The 19,390-nt window shown below is 41.2% G+C and carries 21 protein-coding genes; 9 read left to right on the top strand and 12 right to left on the bottom strand.

Annotation, left to right across the window (positions count from 1 at the left end; genetic code table 11):
* The first annotated feature begins 53 nt into the window (after nt 1–53).
* Nucleotides 54–470, top strand: coding sequence for a ubiquinol-cytochrome c reductase iron-sulfur subunit (locus tag NXR94_RS10485; RefSeq protein ID WP_258104583.1), 417 nt, complete (start codon nt 54–56; stop codon nt 468–470).
* A 49-nt stretch (nt 471–519) separates the two neighbouring features.
* Here NXR94_RS10485 and NXR94_RS10480 read toward each other — a convergent pair whose 3' ends face one another.
* The gene (locus NXR94_RS10480) at nt 520–1,797 is read right to left on the bottom strand and encodes a sterol desaturase family protein (RefSeq protein WP_258104582.1); all 1,278 of its coding nucleotides are present in this window, start codon (nt 1,795–1,797) and stop codon (nt 520–522) included.
* 149 nt (nt 1,798–1,946) lie between these two features.
* On the opposite strand from NXR94_RS10480, the gene NXR94_RS10475 reads away from it, so the two are divergent.
* Nucleotides 1,947–3,482 carry a DEAD/DEAH box helicase gene (locus NXR94_RS10475; protein ID WP_258104581.1) on the top strand — a complete coding sequence of 512 codons (1,536 nt, stop codon included), beginning with the start codon at nt 1,947–1,949 and terminating at the stop codon, nt 3,480–3,482.
* On the opposite strand, the gene NXR94_RS10470 is transcribed toward NXR94_RS10475, so the two are convergent.
* Together NXR94_RS10470 and NXR94_RS10465 are read right to left on the bottom strand one after the other, a co-directional pair.
* Complete coding sequence (locus NXR94_RS10470) at nt 3,483–3,833, bottom strand: DUF5615 family PIN-like protein (protein ID WP_258104580.1); 351 nt, start codon at nt 3,831–3,833, stop codon at nt 3,483–3,485.
* A 4-nt stretch (nt 3,834–3,837) separates the two neighbouring features.
* Nucleotides 3,838–4,275, bottom strand: a complete 438-nt coding sequence (locus NXR94_RS10465) for a peptidylprolyl isomerase (protein WP_258104579.1) — start codon at nt 4,273–4,275, stop codon at nt 3,838–3,840.
* 130 nt (nt 4,276–4,405) lie between these two features.
* Between NXR94_RS10465 and NXR94_RS10460 the strand changes: the two genes are divergently transcribed.
* Nucleotides 4,406–5,260 carry a S1 RNA-binding domain-containing protein gene (locus NXR94_RS10460; protein WP_258104578.1) on the top strand — a complete coding sequence of 285 codons (855 nt, stop codon included), beginning with the start codon at nt 4,406–4,408 and terminating at the stop codon, nt 5,258–5,260.
* Between the two features lie 15 nt (nt 5,261–5,275).
* On the opposite strand, the gene NXR94_RS10455 is transcribed toward NXR94_RS10460, so the two are convergent.
* Entirely contained in the window at nt 5,276–5,653 is a 378-nt protein-coding gene (locus tag NXR94_RS10455) for a hypothetical protein (protein ID WP_258104577.1), read from the bottom strand.
* A gap of 332 nt (nt 5,654–5,985) precedes the next feature.
* On the opposite strand from NXR94_RS10455, the gene NXR94_RS10450 reads away from it, so the two are divergent.
* The 5 genes from NXR94_RS10450 (at nt 5,986) to NXR94_RS10430 (ending at nt 10,903) form a co-directional block, all read left to right on the top strand.
* The gene (locus NXR94_RS10450) at nt 5,986–6,438 is read left to right on the top strand and encodes a nucleoid-structuring protein H-NS (protein WP_258104576.1); all 453 of its coding nucleotides are present in this window, start codon (nt 5,986–5,988) and stop codon (nt 6,436–6,438) included.
* A 68-nt stretch (nt 6,439–6,506) separates the two neighbouring features.
* A complete protein-coding gene (locus NXR94_RS10445; RefSeq protein WP_374988005.1) occupies nt 6,507–7,034 on the top strand; it encodes a hypothetical protein in 528 nt (175 codons plus the stop codon).
* Nucleotides 7,035–7,072: 38 nt separating this feature from the next.
* Nucleotides 7,073–7,867 (top strand): hypothetical protein, encoded by a 795-nt coding sequence (locus NXR94_RS10440; RefSeq protein ID WP_258104574.1) that lies wholly within the window; start codon nt 7,073–7,075, stop codon nt 7,865–7,867.
* Entirely contained in the window at nt 7,857–10,292 is a 2,436-nt protein-coding gene (locus NXR94_RS10435; RefSeq protein WP_258104573.1) for a leucine-rich repeat domain-containing protein, read from the top strand. Before NXR94_RS10440 ends, NXR94_RS10435 begins: the two co-directional genes overlap by 11 nt.
* A gap of 8 nt (nt 10,293–10,300) precedes the next feature.
* A complete protein-coding gene (locus tag NXR94_RS10430; protein WP_258104572.1) occupies nt 10,301–10,903 on the top strand; it encodes a hypothetical protein in 603 nt (200 codons plus the stop codon).
* On the opposite strand, the gene NXR94_RS10425 is transcribed toward NXR94_RS10430, so the two are convergent.
* A complete protein-coding gene (locus NXR94_RS10425) occupies nt 10,900–11,835 on the bottom strand; it encodes a D-2-hydroxyacid dehydrogenase (RefSeq protein WP_258104571.1) in 936 nt (311 codons plus the stop codon). The genes NXR94_RS10430 and NXR94_RS10425 overlap by 4 nt on opposite strands.
* Nucleotides 11,832–12,584 (bottom strand): polyphosphate--glucose phosphotransferase, encoded by a 753-nt coding sequence (ppgK, locus tag NXR94_RS10420; protein WP_258104570.1) that lies wholly within the window; start codon nt 12,582–12,584, stop codon nt 11,832–11,834. The genes NXR94_RS10425 and ppgK overlap by 4 nt, the downstream gene beginning before the upstream one ends.
* 119 nt (nt 12,585–12,703) lie before the next feature.
* Between ppgK and NXR94_RS10415 the strand changes: the two genes are divergently transcribed.
* Entirely contained in the window at nt 12,704–13,216 is a 513-nt protein-coding gene (locus NXR94_RS10415) for a DUF2911 domain-containing protein (protein ID WP_258104569.1), read from the top strand.
* Here the strand turns inward: NXR94_RS10415 and NXR94_RS10410 are convergent.
* From NXR94_RS10410 to NXR94_RS10385, 6 genes are all read right to left on the bottom strand, one after another.
* Nucleotides 13,213–14,811, bottom strand: coding sequence for an ABC-F family ATP-binding cassette domain-containing protein (locus NXR94_RS10410; RefSeq protein WP_258104568.1), 1,599 nt, complete (start codon nt 14,809–14,811; stop codon nt 13,213–13,215). The two genes, NXR94_RS10415 and NXR94_RS10410, sit on opposite strands and share 4 nt — an antisense overlap.
* Before the next feature lie 72 nt (nt 14,812–14,883).
* Nucleotides 14,884–15,147: a hypothetical protein gene (locus NXR94_RS10405; protein ID WP_258104567.1), complete on the bottom strand. Its 264-nt coding sequence runs from the start codon at nt 15,145–15,147 to the stop codon at nt 14,884–14,886.
* Nucleotides 15,148–15,593: 446 nt separating this feature from the next.
* Nucleotides 15,594–16,841: a ComEC/Rec2 family competence protein gene (locus NXR94_RS10400; RefSeq protein ID WP_258104566.1), complete on the bottom strand. Its 1,248-nt coding sequence runs from the start codon at nt 16,839–16,841 to the stop codon at nt 15,594–15,596.
* Nucleotides 16,838–17,245 carry a hypothetical protein gene (locus tag NXR94_RS10395; protein WP_258104565.1) on the bottom strand — a complete coding sequence of 136 codons (408 nt, stop codon included), beginning with the start codon at nt 17,243–17,245 and terminating at the stop codon, nt 16,838–16,840. Before NXR94_RS10395 ends, NXR94_RS10400 begins: the two co-directional genes overlap by 4 nt.
* Nucleotides 17,246–17,258: 13 nt before the next feature.
* Nucleotides 17,259–18,152, bottom strand: a complete 894-nt coding sequence (locus NXR94_RS10390; RefSeq protein ID WP_258104564.1) for a hypothetical protein — start codon at nt 18,150–18,152, stop codon at nt 17,259–17,261.
* Nucleotides 18,153–18,208: 56 nt separating this feature from the next.
* Nucleotides 18,209–19,390 (bottom strand): hypothetical protein, encoded by a 1,182-nt coding sequence (locus NXR94_RS10385; RefSeq protein WP_258104563.1) that lies wholly within the window; start codon nt 19,388–19,390, stop codon nt 18,209–18,211.

Raw genomic sequence — 19,390 nt, 5'->3', positions numbered from 1 at the left:
ATTCATAAATCTAAAATGGTGCCGGCACTCGTATCTTAATAAATAAGCTCAAAATGGATAAAAGAGAATTTATAAGGTCCGCCGGTGCTACTGCAATATTGGCCTCTTTAGGATTTACAATCAGTAATTGTTCCAGTGAGAAACTCCCGGAACCAGGAGGAGACACCAGTAGCGACTTTCAATTTGATCTAAATAATCACCCCTACAACTCATTAAATACTGAAGGAGAGTGGATACTTGTCAAGTCCGAGTCATTGCTTCTGGTAAATGCAGAGGGTACCATAATGGCGTTTTCAAGTGTTTGTACTCACCTCGGTTGTTCCAGCGCATGGACTTTTGGAGAAAATGCCGTTTGCGGTTGTCATGGCTCCACATTCGATCAGAATGGCAACGTGGTGCAGGGTCCTGCGAAGCAGTCATTAATCCGTAAATCGGTTACCATCAATGGAGATATCGTTGTGGTTGCCTAGCAATAGAGATACATCAATTTCTGATTTCCAATGTTTAATCTGCAATAGGTTATTGAGCGACTTTGACTGTTGATGGGTTGTTTTTTTCTACCTCATTGAAGACAAAATAAGTCGTAATAATGGCCGATAACCAGAAATAGATAATGACAAGAAGGTGACCATTTTTCATTAGGCTATTAAGCAAAAACCAATCTTTCTGATAAAGTACAAGTCCCATAGCAATAGCTGCCACAATTAATTGGGAGACCCATGCATATCCATTTTTATCCATCAAGGTGGCATAAGAAAAGATAGCCATACAAATGAATACGCCATAGATAACAGATTGATAAAAAGATAGTTGTGAGATGTTGCCAAACAGATGCATCATCATTACAAAGACCATCACAAATTGAATCCATAACCAGATATGAGCTCGATTAGAAAGTCGTGGATGATATTTTTCATAGCCATATACATCTTCAATAAGTTGAATGGGCCGTTCAAATTTTACATCTCTGGGTCGCCATCCTGTAGGCATAAACCAGATTCTTAATTTGTCCCAAAAGGATCGTGTATACCACGCATCTTTTACGAGTTGCCAAAGGTGAACAAAGTTGATAATAACCGGATTCCATGTTCTAACCGGTCGCTTAACTCCATATACAGGAGGCACATTATCAAGCTCTTCCTGAAATGTTCCAAACAACTTATCCCAGATGATAAAAATCTGGCTCAGGTTTTTATCCAGATACTCCTTATTAATCGCGTGATGCACGCGGTGATGTGAAGGGGTGACAATGATTTTTTCCAGAAACCCCAATTTTCCAATGAGCCTTGTATGGTACCAATATTGAGCAAACAGATGTAATGGAGCCACAATGGCAACAACCTCGTGGGGGACTCCCAAAAGAGCTGTAGGGATCAAAAAGAAGGTAATTGTTGAGAAAATAGATGAAATCGGTTGTCGTAGAGCACAAGCTAAATTGAATTCCTCGCTGCTGTGATGAATGATATGAACATTCCAGAAATAATTAACCTTATGCTGTAGTCTGTGATTCCAATAACCCGCAAAATCAAGCCCTATGAAAGCCAGTGTGTATATAAGCCAGGTGCTTTCTAACTGAATGATCGCGAGATGATCAAGAAACCATTTATAGGATATAATGATGAAAGTGAGTCCGAGAACGTCCTTAATCACATTTGTAACGCCTGAACTCAGACTTGACAAAGTATCCAAACTGTGGATGACGTTGACCCCTTTAAAGTGAGCGACAAGCCTCTCAATCACGAGCAAGGACATGAAAAAGGGAATGGCATAATTAAGGACGGCAGCGTATCTCTCCATCTTTAGGGGTGTAATGTTGTTTGGGTCGGGATAAAAATACCAAAATCAATCGATATCTGTGTAAGCACCTTAACCATGAAATAAAACGAAAATTTCCCTATCACGGTCATTTATTACTCTAACTTTGCAGTTGATATAATAAGAATTCATTGACAAAATTTTCAAAACTAGGGCTTTCAGAGCCCATCCTCAAAGTCCTGACTGAGATCGGATTTGACGAACCCTCCGAAATACAACAGCAGGCTATTCCATTTCTGGTAGGACAAACAAGAGATTTTATTGGCATGGCGCAGACCGGGACTGGGAAAACGGCTGCCTTTGGACTTCCTCTATTAGATAATATTGATACAGGGGCAAAATATACTCAGGCGCTAATACTTGCTCCTACAAGAGAGCTAGTACAGCAAATAGGTCTTCAGTTGGACGCTTTTGGCAAGTATGTTAAAGGCTTGAAGTTGGACACGGTGTATGGTGGTGCTCCAATAATGAAGCAAATTCATTCAATAAAAGATAAATCTCCTCAAATCATCATTGCTACACCGGGTCGGTTGATGGACCTTATGAAGCGAAAGGTGATTGACCTTAGCGGCATTCAAACGCTCATTTTGGATGAGGCAGATGAAATGCTTAATATGGGCTTTAAGGATGATATTGACACCATCCTGAAGTATACTCCTGAAGATTCTAATACGTGGCTTTTTAGTGCCACAATGCCGAAAGAAATACGCGATATCATCCATAATTATATGGTTGATCCGGTGGAGGTCAAAATCCAACCTAAGAACATCGTTAACCAGGATATCTCTCATCACTACTATTTGGTGAACAGGGATGATAAGACCGAAGCCCTGATGAGGATTCTGGATAGTGAGCAAGTCATGACCGGAATCATCTTTTGCCGGACGAAGATTGAAACTCAGAAATTGGCGGATGAACTATCGGGTAGGGGATATCTGGTAGAAGCTTTGCACGGCGACATGAACCAAAATCAAAGGGATCGTGTGATGCAAAAGTTTAAAACACATCAAATCAGACTTTTAACAGCAACGGATGTGGCTGCCAGAGGGATTGATGTAAAGAACCTTTCTCATGTAATCCATCATTCACTTCCGGACGATGCTGAGTACTATACTCACAGAAGTGGAAGAACAGCTCGTGGAGGTAACAAAGGGGTTTCTTTAGCATTGGCTACAAGGGGAGATCTACGGAAAATCGACCATCTGAGTAAAACATTAAAAGTGGGTATTTCTAAAGAGCAAGTACCTACTTTGAATGACGTATCCATGCAGCGTGTAGCGAATTGGGTAGAGGACATCAAGGCTGCTAAAGCGGATGTAAGCCAAGACATTATGGACGAGGTAGTAAGTCAGCTGGCTACCATGAGTAAGCAGGAGTTGGTAGAAAAACTGGTGGCGATGGAAATCGAGAAAATGAATCTCAAGCAGGTTGAAATCGTAGAGCCATCTCATTACCCTCAGGACGATCAGTACCAGGACGGTAAAAGAGGTAAATCTCGTAGAAGATCAAGACACGGTGGACACGGCAGTCATGGTGGTTCCTTTAAATCCAAGAAAAAATCTCATGGAAGTAAAGGGGGAGCACCAAAAAATACAGACTCTTCCAACTCAGGTGGTGGCGATAAAAGCAAAAAGAGCAAGCGACACTTGTCCAGAAGGAGAAGATAATCAGGAATGAATCTTTAATCCATCGGGGTTTAGCTCAACCAGTTCCTTTTCGGGATACAGATGAGCTATTTCCTCGAGATGAGATTCAAATGCGGTGAGAATTTCTTGCTTTACCTGTAGGTTGTAAACATAAAGCACCTTTTCCGGTACTTTTCTACTGAAGTAGCTTTTAACAAAATCATCATCTCTGGTCACAACAACAGTCTCAGGGAAACGCAAAACATATCTTCTGATTCCATCATCTTTAATCGGCTTTTGATGATCAAATTCGTTGATATGTTTTGCATCCAAACCAAATCTCCTGAATAGCTCAGCTAAAACAGGAGGTAGGTTTTCATCTATCAAATACAAGGTATTACTCTTCGATGATCACAACTTTCTCCATGATATCACCTTTTCGGATATCATCGATCACGTCCAGACCTTCATACACTTTTCCGAAAACTGTATGATTTCTATCCAGATGCTGCGTGTTTTCTCTATTGTGGCAGATGAAGAATTGAGATCCTCCGGTATCACGCCCTGCGTGGGCCATTGAGATCACACCTCGATCATGGTATTGATTGTCCCCATCTAATTCACACTGGATGTGATAGCCCGGGCCTCCGTTACCGATACCATTTGGACATCCACCCTGAATCATAAAATCAGGGATCACACGATGGAAGGTAAGTCCATCATAAAATCCATCTTTTGCAAGTTTCACAAAGTTTTCCACCGTTCCAGGGGCATCCTTTTCGTAAAACTCCAGTTTCATAACACCCTTATTGGTATGTATTTCTGCTTTCTTCATTGTTTATACTAATTAATAGTTTTTCCATTAAGTGATCCGGATCAAAAAAACCGGGTTTTTAGAATCCAATGCGAAGATAAATCAGCTCATATAATTCAGATACCTTTGCGCTCTAATTAAACCAACTTACATGGCGATCCCCATAATTGAAATAGGCAAGTATAATACGCTTGAAGTGTTAAAGCGAACAGACTTTGGAATCTATGTTGGAGATGAGGTTGAAGAAGTATTGATGCCCACCAAATGGGTTCCTGAAGGTACTGAAGTGGGAGATATGATAGAGGTATTTATATATGCCGATTCAAGTGATCGGATGATAGCCACCACCATGACTCCTAAGGTTGTGAGAGATGAATTTGCTCATCTCAGGGTAAGTCAAACCAGTTCGATAGGAGCTTTTTTGGATTGGGGGCTTGAAAAGGACCTGCTTGTTCCGTTCAAAGAGCAGGTCGTCCGAATGGAAGCAGGTAAAAGCTATACCATTTATATGTACCTGGATGAGGTGACTGATCGTCTGGTGGCGTCATCACATTTAAATAAGTTTCTTGAGCATGAACAGATTGACCTGGAGGAAGGTGAGGAAGTGGAGCTTTTGATTTCTAATGATACAGAATTAGGTTTTCAGGCGATCATTAATAATAAGTACAAGGGGCTTATCTACAAGAATGAGATATTTGGATCAGTACAACCCGGTGATCGTATTCAGGGGTATGTAAAGCGGATTCGCGAGGACAAAAAGATTGATCTTTCCCTTCAAAAAATAGGAGCTGCGAGCATTGAGCCTAATGCGGAGATAATCTATCAAAAGCTGAAAGATAATGGGGGAGTACTGAACCTTCATGATAAAAGCGCCCCGGAGGAAATCTATGACACCCTAAAAATGAGTAAAAAGAACTTTAAAAAAGCTATTGGTTCTTTATTTAAGCAGAAATTAATTCTCATTGGAGAGGAAGGAATTGAAATCATTAAAAAAAGCCAGAAGTGATTCTGGCTTTTCTATTTATATTTTTTCGAGTTCTGCTCGGATCTGATGTTGTTCAATCAACTCCTGAGTAAACTTCATTTGGCCATGTGGCACGAAGATTTTAAAGTTGCCATTTTTCATTTTCGAGAGGGTTTCCAATAGCTTCCACTTGTTCACCAACTCCCTTGTGTCCTCAACCTTCTGTGAAATCTCAAAATATGTTTTGCTGTTTCCTTTTCGAGCAGTCAGGTCAGGCACAAAATTGATGTCGTTGGTCTTTCCCTTAAGTTCGAATGGCTTCTCGTAATCTTCGAGATCAGCCCGTATTTCTGAATATCCCAATTGCTCTATTTTGCCAACAGCCTTGGCTAGCAGCGATTCATAGGAAACTGATTTTCTTGATTCAAGTAGCATGTATTTGTTTTTTATGAATGTATGAATTTTGAGGGCCTAACATTGTGAAATCCTGCTAGAAATCCTTTTCTTATTTACAAAGTTAACAAAGAAATAGAGAAGAAGGTTTGATCCACCACTGCAATAGTCTTCTCAATTTGAGAATAGCTTTTTATTTTAGGAATCTTCTTTGACTAAATTCAAAGTCTTTAGAGAATTGCATCAGATATTTGTCGAAGTATAAAAATTGGAATGTTATTTGCTGCAATGTTCGCAGCATGGACAGGTATGTCCGGCATCAAAACAAAAACTCAACATAAGCAATGATTACAAGAATGAGTCAAACAAGAATTATGAATATAGGACTTCCGTTCCTATTGGTTTTGTTATTAGCAGTAAGTTGTAAAAACAAGAAAAAAGCCTCAGACCTTTCTGATCCGCAGCAGGTGTCTCAGGATATTGAGAGTGAAATGAAAAATGCAGATGCAGAGGCGACTTATGAGGAGCCTTCGCTCTCTACTTCAGAACAATTGAGTCAGTACTTTCAAGCCATAGCAAGTGCTTCGAGTATCCCAGAAGCAAATAATAATATCAATGAGGCGTTGACCATGTTTTCTACCTCTGAAGCGGTAGTACTTATTGAAATATACAATTCCAACGGACAGGTTGACTATGATGAGCCTACAACCATTTCCAGGTATCTCAATTATCTAAAAGATCAAAAAAAGAACATGAATAAAGTTCAGGACATTGTCTACGATGGCAACGGTAAAGTAAAAGAACTGGTTCTTAGAAAGTATCTCTAAACTCAAAATTGTAAGAAATGAAGTTTAACAAAGGAATATTTATAGCAGCTGTATTAACCGTGCTGGCAATGCAGGTTTATGCTCAAGGCACCAAAATCAATCCCAAAAGAAAGCAGGCTATCGATTCGCTTGCACTGGAAAAAGTCAAAGATTTAAGTAAGTACATTTCACTCATTGGAGATAAGGAGACTCCTTACTCCGAAGCTACAAGGGTTATGGATCGCGCTGAAGAGCTGTTTGCTCCGGATAGTGAAATGGGTGTTTCCTCGCTGAGTTCAGAGGAAATCAATTACTATAAGGTTCGTGAATATTTTGAAAGGCTTATGGCCCTCAACTACGATAAGGTAAAGATCAAATGGTATGACATTCACTACATCAGTGATTTGGAGCAGCAACCGGATGGAAAATTTGTAGGGGTGATCACTATCTATCAAAGATTTGAGGGAACCTCTGAAGATGGACTTAGTTATAAGGATACTACCAAAAAGGATATTACCATTTACGTAGAGAAGAAGAGTACTCAAATCGCAGGAAGAGTGATAGATTTCTGGGATGTGCTCCTTGGTGATATTCGTGTAGCAGAAACAACTATATGATCAGAAGCGGCACACTTCTTTTATTGACAATACTTATCATGAAGGTTTCCTTGGTCTCAGGACAGGGAAACCTTCTTGATGAAATGCAGTCCCATGAGGAAAAACTACTGGCCGATACGAAACAGGTCAATCAGTTTTTCCGGAGATTCAATGGTGAGGAAACGCTCAATGGTGATCGGCTTTATGAAGGGGACAGAGACTACCATGATCACAAATTACGAAGGGATTACGTTTCTTTCCTTTTTGATTTACAGGGGAGCGTTGGCTCTGATCTGCGTAAAGAATTTGTAGATGAGGTCACCGACAGAAAAAGTCCGAAGTACCTTCAGTTTCATCAAAATACCTGGTTTGCCGAAGTTCAAACTGAGTTTTTATTTAATGGCAGGACACGACCCGTCACGCTGTTTATGGAACTACAGCCACAAGGGCAGGGTTATGAGTGGATCATTTCAGATGTCCAGTTTGATCCGTTTACCAGATTGTTTGATAAGGACACCACAGCTTCCAAACCGTTTATGCATCCTATGAGTCATGAACTTGATTTTATGAATCTACGGAAGGCTTTTCGTCCCGATGTTAATCCTGAATCTTTTACTAAAGATGGCTACACCCCAGATTATGTTACCTTGTTTCTGTATGAATTGAAATCAGGTCGACTACAATTTGAAACAGTTAGAAACGTGAAGTTTCATTTTTTTGATTTGGAAGGATGGTACTTTGAGGTATCGAAATTCAACAGGCCCGGAAAAAACTCAGGTTGGCTCATTTCTAATTTGACAAGAGCCAACTTAAATCAAAAGGAACTAATAAAAGGATATATCTATGGCAGGTAGGAGTGCGGTAGCTTTCGCTCTGCTTTTCTTATTCACATTTACATATAAAGGGTTTTCACAAGGAGCATCTAAGGACGTTTCCCATGATGAGGAATATAGTGAAGTCCTGGGGCTGGTTAATTTTTATCAGTACTTGCTCAATACTTTAGGAAACCCAAAAACCAGCGCCCGGGACAAAGAAGTAATTGTTACCCAAAGTTTTAAAAAGGCGTTCAGGGATGATCGCGTTCAAATTGAGGACGACCTTGACAACGAGCGCAAGGTAGTGACCAATAAAGATGTGATCGCCTATTTGAAAGATGTTGATTTCTTTTTCAACGAGGTCAGGTTTGATTTTCAGGATATAAATGTTGAAAAGTCCGAAAGGGATAACGGTCAAACCTACTTCAAAGCGGCTTTCACCAATATTGTTAAGGGTACGGACATAGAAGGCAATCAGGTGGAACGAGTGTCTGACCGGTTTATTGAGATCAATTTTCGTGAAGAGGAAAATGACCTTAAGATCGTTAGCGTATATACTACTAAACCTGATCGCGATAAAGAGTTGAGGCTTTGGTGGGAAACACTTTCATTGGCATGGAAACAGGTCTTTATGAATCGTGTGCCCCTGGAGGACTCCGTTTCTTTATCATATTTAAACAAGGTTACTTCTCTTGATTCCCTTGATCTTAGTGGTGCACTGTATATTATAGACCTTGACCCTCTGGCCCAGGTAAAAACTTTAAAATCTGTCAACATCAGCCATACAGCCATACCCAGTCTGGAGGGTGTCCGTAATCTGATTGGGCTAAGACGAATCAACGCAGAAGGTAGCCAGGTCGACAATCTGGAATATTTGAAATATCTATCGGCACTGGAGGAACTGAATATTGCGAAAACATCGGTTGATGATATTTCCGTGGTAGAGAATCTTAAAAACCTAAAATCTCTAGATCTCACAGAAACTCCGGTTCAGAATTTTGCCCCATTGGGGGATTGCCCCTCACTGGAGGTGCTCAAATTGAATAAGAGTAAGGTATTCAATACGGATTTCCTGAATCAATTACCTAACCTACGGCATGTTGAAATGGAAGGAACGAATATTGTCAAATGGCCAAAAGTGTCCATTCCGGATCTTGAGATTTTGAACTTAAGTAATACCATGGTCAATACTGTGGAGCCAATGTCCTCCCTTAACGGATTGAAGGAGCTTTATATAAACAGTACTTACATCACTGATATCAGACCACTGTTAGTCCTGAAGTCGCTGCGTAAGATTTATTGTGATGATACGCGCATAACCGAAAAGCAAGCCTCTGAATGGATGTCAAAAAGGCGAGGATCAATTGTTTTGACTAATAGCTCGGCTTTAAAGGATTGGTGGTCGGCGTTAAGTGCTCCCTGGAAAATGGCATTTAGCGATCGAGTAGGGATTTCAAGTGAAAATCCTAACCTCGATGCCCTGGTGAAACTTGTGAACCTTGATTCACTCAATTTGTCAGGAAACCAGTTATTGGATGGAACGCCGTTAGCGCGGTTAAAACGACTTAAATACCTGAACATTTCCGGGAACCTCTTTTCTGATATCAGTTTCGTATCCGAGATGAATGATCTTGAAGTGTTCATTGGAAATGATCTACCGGTTGAGGACATAACAGCGTTTAAAGAGACTAGTAATTTGGTGAGGTTTGAACTGAAGAATATTTCTTTATCTAACCTGACTCCACTAATGTCTCACCCGGGACTTCAATACGTCAATGTAGACGGTAATCCGGTTATTGAATCAGATATCATTGAGCTGGTTGATGCTAACAAGCAGCTTGTGGTCCAGTACAAATCAGACATATTGGAGGCATGGTGGGACGAGTTGAGCGATGATTGGCAAAAGGCTTATTTGAGCAATATTAAAAAGTCCGGGAAGCCTGATTTGAAAGATCTTCATCGCATGATCGAGTTACGGAATTTTCAATTGGATGGAGGTAGAATCACGAGCCTTGAACCCCTTACGTGGCTCATCAATGTCAAGTCTTTGAAAGTGAGTAATGTATTGGCAACCAGTATTCAGGATCTCGCTTCTTTGGAAAGCCTGGAAACACTTGAGCTTACGAGGGTTCCGGTAGAGGAACTAGAACCGTTAATCGTTTTGAAAAATCTGAAATCTTTGAATATTTCAAATACTCCTGTTACCTCTCTAAGACCACTTTCTGAGCTTCGGAATTTGCAAAACCTTGATTGTTCGGGCACAAACATTAAAAACCTTAAAGGGTTATCCACATTATATGAATTACATACCTTAAATTTGTCCAATACTCGTGTCTGGAGGCTTGACCGTCTTTCAGAGATTCCGGACATTACCGAAATTATTTGTTACAATACCCGCCTAAGAGCTCATAAGATCGAAGAGTTTAAAGTACTAAATCCGAACTGTCAAATTACCTATTATTAGTCCTTGTTATGATTAAAAATTTGTTTCAAAATCATACCGCCAAACTTTTAGCTGCATTTCTAATTGCTATTTCTTTTATTTCTCAGGCGCAGCCAAAAGATATTAAGGGAGCTTTTGATGAGATCATGAAGGAACACGCCACATGGGAGATATACAAAGTTGTTCCGGTCACCAAACTAGAAGGTTTTGGAAAGGCATTGGGTGATACGATAGCAACTAAGGAAAGAACGATATCCTCTCTGCGTACGGAAGTAAAAGAGCTTAATGTGTTGTTGGATTCGACCAATGTAACCGTTGCCAGCTTGCGCACTAATCTAAACAGCAGTGAAGCTTTGAATGACCAGATTATCTTCATGGGTGTTGAGTTCACCAAAATAGCTTACAATGTGCTTGTTTGGACGATCGTACTGGCTTTGGTAGGGCTCCTGGCCTTTACCTATTACTTATTTAAAAGAAGTCATGTAATAACCAGATCTGCGCGTAAAGAGCTAGAAGAGGTTAAACTGAAGCTTGACGTTCAAAAGGAAAAAGCACGAGAACGTGAGGTTAAAATCAAGCGCGAATTGCAAACTGCCATGAACAAACTTCATGACAACGGAATTCAGGTTTAAGTACCCTGGATAAAGTCCGATATACCTTTTGCTACAATTTCAATTAAAGCTTTTCTCGACTCATAGGCTGTCCAGGCCATGTGTGAGGTGACTATGCAATTATCAAGTTGGAGTAGGGGATTGTCCGACTCGGGTGGTTCATGATCCATAACATCCAATCCGGCTCCTCTTATCGCTCCGGACTTTAGGGCATCATACAGATCGGATTCTACAATATGGCCACCTCTTGCTGTATTGATCAATATAGACGAGGGTTTCATCCGAGCCAGGAAGGACTTGTCAATGATGTTTTTATTGTCAGCGGTAAGTGGTGCATGAATAGTTACAACATCACTTAATTCGGCTAATTCTTTAAGGTCAACTAAATTAATGCTTGGGTATTGATTTTGGGATGCATGATTGCTGTAAACAACTACCGTCATTCCAAAAGCCAGACCTATATTGGCTACAGCCTGCCCAATTTTTCCAAACCCGATAATGCCTAAAGTCTTTCCGTAGAGTTGTCGGGGAGTAGCGATCATGTGACACCAGTCACCAGATTTTGTCCACCCCTGACCCTTTGTCTCTCTATCATGAATGCCAACATGATTAAATAACTCCAATATGAGCGCAAATGTGTGTTGTGATACCGCGTGTGTACTATAGCCAACAGCATTCCTGACTGTGATGCCCTTTTCTGATGCGGCGACTTTATCGATGTTATCCGTGCCTGTAGCCAGCTGATGGATCAACTTTAGTTTGGGCAACTGATCCATAACTTCCCTGGTGACTTTAAGTTTATTGGTTACGATAATATCCGCATCCACACATCTTGAAATGATTTGATCCTGACTGGTTCGTTCGTGAATTGTTACATTTCCCAATCTTGTGATACTATCCCAGGACAAATCTCCCGGGTTAGAATGATAAGCTTCGAGTATTACAATATTCATCTCTTACCCTTTAATCCAGCCTCCTTGGCTGCCAGAGCAGCACCAATGATACCTGCATTATTTTTTGCCTTCGCAGGGACTAATTTGGTTTTGAGGTCAAAGTACTGCTTATATTCATCAAATCTCTTACTTACACCTCCGCCTAAAATGAGTAGGTCCGGCCAAAACAGGAACTCCAGCCTCTGAAGATATTCATTGAATCGACCGCCCCATTCTTCCCAGCTGAGCCCTTCGTTTTCTCTTACAGAGTTGGCCGCATAGTGCTCACCAGGCATTTGATTTACGTACACAAATCCTAGCTCAGTGTTTGGTACCAGCTTTCGGTTGATAAAGAGAGCTGAGCCAATTCCTGTTCCGGCTGCAATTATAATAGCAACTCCTTTTTCCTTTTTGCCAGCCCCGAATTTCATTTCTGCCATTCCTGCTGCATCCACGTCATTTACCAGATGAGTAGGGCAACCCGTCAATTTCTCGATTTCTTTAGCAGCATTCACACCGATCCAACTCTTATCTATATTACTCGCTGTCCTAACAATCTCATGTTGAACTACAGCAGGAAAACCAGATCCAATAGGTCCTTTCCATCCGAACTCTTTCACCAATTCTCTTACGGTATCGAGCATCAATTCCGGAGTAGCGGGAGCGGGGGTAGGCATCCTTAGTCTGTCAGTGAGTAGTTTGCCTTTTTTAGAATCTACGATGGCTCCTTTAATACCTGTTCCACCTATGTCAATTCCGAGTATTTCCATAAGGTTCAAACATAAACATTCTGATCTTTTTAGGTTATTTTTAATGTGTACATTTTACGCATAAGATGAATTTAACCCCGCTAACCAAACGAATATTCATTACTATAGGCATTATCATTATGATTTTAGGTGCAGGAAGCATGTACCTGAATCATAGGAATCGGACTTTGAGTCCACCTGGAAGTGATAAGATAAAGTCGGGAGATTTGACCGTTTCGGTAAGCTATAGTCGTCCATCGGTAAAGGGAAGATTGATCTTTGGGTCGGAATCAGAAGGAGCCCTACAGCCATGGGGGAAGTACTGGAGACTGGGCGCGAATGAATCTACGGAAATTACTTTCAGCGGGGACGTGATGTTTAATGGACAAGCCGTTGAAGCCGGAACTTATAAAATGTATGCAATCCCTGGAGAGGATGAGTTTGAAATATTGCTAAATACTTCCTTAGGAGATTGGGGGTATGAAGAAGCCGATCATGATTTGGACATCTTGAGCACATCAATACCGGTCATAAATGGCAAAAACACCGAACAGCATACGATAAGTTTGCAATCTCCACAAGATGGCTCAATAACTATTATTGTAGCCTTTTCTGACGTGAGGTTAGAAATATACGTGAAGGCGCAAAGTTAAGCGCCTACACTTTCTTTAAATTCCAGGTACTCATCAAATGACATTAGCTTGTCAATAATGCCATCAGGGGTAAGTTCAATGATTCTGTTAGCCACCGTCTGGGTAAACTCGTGGTCATGACTTGAGAACAATACGGTTCCTGGGTAATCTTTCAATGCGTTATTAAAAGCAGTAATTGACTCCAGGTCAAGGTGGTTGGTCGGTTCATCGAGCATGAGAAGATTGGCACCTTTTAGCATCATTCTCGAAACCATACACCTGACTTTTTCCCCTCCGGATAATACGTTCGCTTTTTTGAAGGTTTCCTCTCCCGAGAAAAGCATCTTACCCAGGAATCCCCGGATGTAAACGTCATCTGCTTCACCCTCAGCAAACTGTCTCAACCAATCAATGAGGTTCAGGTTGCTATCAAAAAATTCCGAGTTTTCGTTAGGAAGGTAGGCATGCGTGATGGTCTGTCCAAATTTGAACTGACCGCTATCTGCTTTATCTTCACCATTGAGAATCTGAAAAAATGCCGTTACGGCTTTGTGGTCATCGGCCAACACAGCGATTTTGTCACCTTTGTTTACAAACAGGTCAATTCCCGAAAACATCAGTTCATCACCCAAAGTTTTACTCAATCCTTCGATTTCGAGGATTTGATCTCCGGCTGTTCTGTTTTGATTGAAAATGATCGCTGGGTATTTTCTATTTGAAGGTTGGATATCCTCAACATTGATTTTGTCCAACAACTTTCTTCTACTCGTTGCTTGCTTCGATTTAGAGGCATTCGCACTGAATCGTGCAATGAACTCCTGTAGTTCTTTTTTCTTCTCCTCAGCCTTCTTGTTCGCTGAGGCACGTTGACTTAGTGCCAACTGGCTTGATTGATACCAGAAGGAGTAGTTACCGGTGAATAGCTTAATGTGACCGAAATCAATATCGGCGATGTGGGTACACACCGTATCCAAAAAGTGTCTGTCGTGAGAAACGACAATGACCGTATTTTTAAAATCAAGTAGGAAGTCTTCGAGCCATGAGATGGTCTTGATGTCAAGGTCGTTGGTAGGCTCATCCAGAATCAAGAGATCAGGGTTACCAAACAATGCCTGAGCCAGGAGCACACGTACCTTTTCTGAACCCTCAAGCTCCTTAACGAGCTTATAATGATCAGATTCCACGATGTTCAAACCGCTCAATAGGGCAGCAGCATCAGACTGAGCATTCCATCCGTCCATTTCGGCAAATTCACCTTCAAGTTCTGAAGCCCTGACACCATCTTCCTCAGAAAAGTCTTCCTTCGCATAGATAGCATCCTTCTCCTGCATGATCTTCCATAGTTTGTCATGTCCCATCATTACAGTATCCAGTACGGTACACTCGTCAAACTCAAAATGGTTCTGCTTCAACACCGCCATTCTTTTGCCGGGATCAAGCGCAATAGATCCACTGTTAGGGTCGATGTCCCCTGAAAGTATTTTCAGGAAGGTGGATTTACCGGCGCCATTGGCTCCAATCACACCGTAACAATTCCCTTGAGTGAACTTGATATTGACTTCATCGAACAATACTCTTTTCCCGTACCTCAGAGAGACATTACTAACTGTTATCATGCTATCATTTTAATTGAGCCGCAAAGGTAACAAGGATATGACCAATGCAGTCAATTGCTAAAAATGATTTCTTTAAGATTCCAGAAATTTTGTTTTATTATAGGCGTTCTTGTCTATGAAAGCAATCAACTCGCCAATTAGCACGAAGAATTCATGCAATTCTTTTACATTGTCAAGAGATTGGAGAAAAGTAGAATAAATCTGCTCAGACTTTTTATTCTTTTGACCTTGATTCTCGTTGAAGTGCTTTTGCAGTCTAATCAAAGCTACATCATAAAAAACTGTAGTTGTTTCGCCGTATAGGTTTCTAACGTTAAACTCTTGTTTGGGATTCACCGAGAAACTTTTGAATTCTTCATATTTATCAAGGGCCTTGATAAAATGATATTCTTCAGAATTTATTATTGCCTGGATGTATTCTTTTTCTTTGGCTTTACTAATCGCAGAATCAATCGTCGAAGGTTCAATTAAGTCCTCAACCTCCTTTATTTAGTGGAACTATTGGTTGAAGCTTGCCCTCTGATAAAACCTTATATCCATTTCTATGAGGATTGTCTTTTATCCGTTTTTCAGCTTCCTCAATATCAACAATTTTGTATTCTGTTTCTGACCCATCTTTATCGATAATACTCCAGATTACAGGAACGCCCTCATCTAATATTTCCCAATTACTTCGAGTTGAAAAGTATCTCCCTTTAGGGTTTTACCACTCCATTCGAGAGGTCTTTTCTTCTTTTCCGGTTAAATTATTCTTATTGAGCATCATAACGGTTAAAACATTCTTACTCCAAATACCCCACCAGCAGTCTGCCCTCACTGGTAATCTGAATTTTAATGTGATCGTCAAAAGAGCCGTCGTCATCCGTACGGTCCTCATTGGTACCTACCCATTCATTGTTGCACAAATTGGTATCCGTATCCTCAGGTATTGCACCAATATCGGTACGGAAGATGTTCTTCAAAGGCACTCCGGCGGCCAGATAGTTGTTAGCCGTGAGGTCGTGTGGATGTTTGTGCTTGTCCCCGGCGGAGAAGATCACATAGTCAGGGTTTACCTTCTCGATAAAGTCAGGACAGCTAGCGTTACGAGCGCCGTGGTGAGGGGCGATGATCACATTAGCTTCCAGAAAACCACTCAGAGAATCGATCAGGTACTTTTCTGAGGAAATACACTTGTAGTCGCAGTCGCATTTAGACTTCTTACATTCTTCCAGCCCAACGATGTCACCTGTAAATAGGATTGCCTTGTCTGCATACTCTAGCCGCAGGACAATACTGGCTGCATTTCGTAGTTTGGAGGCTTCATTGCCCAGCTCTTTAGCGAATCGATCATCTCGTTTTCCAAAACCGGAGAGGTATCTCAATCTCAGATCTCCTTCCTGATATATGACCGTACCCGGAGCAATGGAGACCTTCGCCAGGTCTTGCATGCCTCCATCTTTCTTGAGTTCTAGGATGCCATCAGATACGGTACCGGGCAGGCCATCCGGTCGGTAACTGGTGATCAGTGACTTTTTGACCTTATAGTCTTCTGCGATTTCTTTGATTGCGCCCCAGTGATCAGAATCGGTATGGCTGGCGATCACATATGCGATATCTCTGCCCACAGGGTAGATGCTTTTAAGGAAGGTGTGGACCATGTTACCATTTCCGCCATCATAAATGATGTACTGGTCGCCGGGTGTTTTGATGATGCATCCCAAACCTGCACCCACGTCTACTACTGTTACTTCCAGAGTGCCACCGGCATTCAGAAATCCCGGAATGTCTCCAGATTCTCTTCTAACCAGTGAGCGGTAGATATATCCGTCAATACTGGTACCCATAAGCTGCACATGATAATATCCATTGGTTTGTTTGGCACTGTCCAGCAACTCAAGGATGTCTCCTTCTTTTACTGCGCCTCCAATGACAGGGTTGGCACTGCTTTGGGGTTTTTTCTTCAGCGTAGTGTTACGATAGGCTATCAGGTAGTCTGCACGGAGCTGTAGAGAAAAACAAAGTATCAGTAGAATAATGAAGGCTCTCATAGCTTAAATTTTTTGACCTGGTTCACTGAATAGGGCACCACACCAATACCCAGGGCAAGAATTACATTGGTAAAGTCGGAAAGATCCAGACCTCCTGTACAGCTGATGCAGTAGATGTTCATATAAAAATAGAAGGTAGTGATGCATACTCCTAATATAAGGCTGGTCACCCCGGAAAGAAACAGGATCAATCTGCTCGCACTACGCTTCACAGGAGTTGCTGGCTGACCTGAGGTAGGAGGGGTGCCTGATTGTTTTTGCAATTCTATCTCTGTTTCTGCAAGCAGATCGGCAAGTGAGACATTCTGATCTTTGAGTCGCGCACGGACGACTATCATAGTCAGGATAAAGATAATGATGGGTGCCAGTACGATGACAATACCCAGCCATTGTGGTGTTTCCATGATTTAGATTGGTTTAGGGTGAGTAGGCATTTTTGTGTTTTATAAGTAGGTCGAAATAGGCAGCTTTGGTAAGCGGATTTCTTCCGGCTGCATCTATACTATTGAGGTAAACAACGATTATACGATTGGTGGATGGGTCTTCAAAGGCCTGTTTACCTCCTGGTTTCAAAATGAAATTCTCCCCAATGATTGACTCATCGAGATTGCGGCTCTTTCTCAATTGAAAGGTCACGATTTGAGACTTAGGGTCAAGGTTTAGTACAGCCAGATAATAATCACCGTAAGGGTTATAATAACCTTGTTTCAACCACTTGTTAGTGAAGCGACTGGAAACATTCTCCTGTACTTCGTTTTGGATTTGAGTGGCGGGACTCAGGTTCGTGCTTTGAGCAATGTCCTGAACTACCTTCTGGCTCTGTAATGCTGTCTTGATGACATCATTGTTCTTGAGTTCGTTGTACTCTTCTTCCTTTTGTTCTCGTTCTTCAGAAGATAGTGCGGCAGTTTCTAATGTCATGGCCACATCATTGAACCTTTCGAAGATCTTTTCATTTAAGCTCTTTAGACTATCAATTCTATTGCTCTCCAGCTCTTCAATAGTATAGAGACTATCCAGATAATTATATAGGTCCGCATAGCGGGTGCGTTCTTCAGAGATAGCGCTTACTTTGGACATGAAAAGCACAAAAGACTGGCGATTTTTCTTATCCAGGTACTGCATGTATCGATCTACAAAATCCTTGTTATTGCTCTGTTCTGCCTCGCTGATTTTTAACTTGAGTTCTCCCTCTTTCAGGAAGTGAGTGGATAAGGCTGCAGCCGCCCCCAGGATAAATGTTCCAAGGAAAAACTTAAGAAAGCTGAAAATTTGCTCTCTTTTTTTGAGGTTGATTTCTTCGGCGTCCATATTTATTTGTTTTAAGACGGATTCATCCTTGCTGACAAGGTTTCTATGATTTAAGATTACTTCGCGGTTTCATTAAAGGAATACTTAAGATTTAAAGAGGATCTGAATTGAGATACACCTGATTCACCCAATACATCCTCAACGCCCGCATAGAACTGAAACCAGAAATTGGATATGAAATTGAACTCCGCACCGAGATTGATAAGTGCTGAAGGTTCATTCACATCATTTTGGTTGATAAACTGGTATTCGGAATAAGCTCTGAACTTATTGTTTCCCACATAGGCCCTAGCGCTAAGCGTAAATTCGGCATTACCTGCATCTGGCACATTCAGATTACCACCGATCAATAGCTGTCCTTTTTTGCCTAATCTTAGAGATTGGGTCACCCAAAGATTGAGGTTGGCATATTGAATGTTTTTGACCAATGAATCGGCAGAGACACCTACCATGGCCACTGCAAGGTCAGTCCTTGTGGCATTCCAGCCGGAATTATTGAAATCACTAATCATTTTCGAGACATTCACGAATTCATAATTGCTCTTCTTGAATTCGGCTTTTAAAGAATCCGATTTGTTATAATCTTTTAAAGTGAGTTTCTTATCCTTGAGATAAGCAAATAGGTTAAGGTTGTCCTCAAAATATTGTTCTCTCTCAGCTAATGCGGCAGAGTCGAGATTACTTACTTCGATCATTGACAGATCTTTCATCTTTCTCCATTGATCATATGCCCACTTAGCCAATTCAGTTTCTGTAGCCTGTTTTACATAAACTTCATTTATGTACTCGGAGGTGAGTAGGTCAGCATTTTTGCCAGCTATTTTTACTCGATAGCCCAAGGCCGCTTTAAATTCACCACTTTCATTATCCTTGAGCGTACCTATACTGAAGCTTGAATTGTAGGCTACACGTTTAATCCAATTTTCTCTATAGGATTCAAGTGTCCAGCCACCTGATAGCAGTTTCCATGGTGCAAAGTCGACGGCAAAGTTGTCTGGGATAACAGCATTCGAACCGTCAAAAAAAGGATCAAAGGCGATGGCAAACTTTTGAACATCAGAAGGCCTTAATATGTTACTGGGGTCTGTTCCTAACGCCTTAAAAGCAGGAACATCCGGCACAACAAAATCCAACAGTAAGGTGTCGACTTCATACTTTCCCCAACTCTTTTCAAAGTCTTGTGACATTACTTCGTATCCAAGCAAGGCGCACCATATGAATAAAACTGATCTTTTCAT

Source organism: Marinoscillum sp. MHG1-6 (assembly GCF_024714475.1).
Lineage (GTDB): Bacteria > Bacteroidota > Bacteroidia > Cytophagales > Cyclobacteriaceae > JAMZMI01.
The sequence above is the reverse complement of the archived record's forward strand: the minus strand, read 5'-3'. Positions and strand labels throughout refer to the sequence as shown.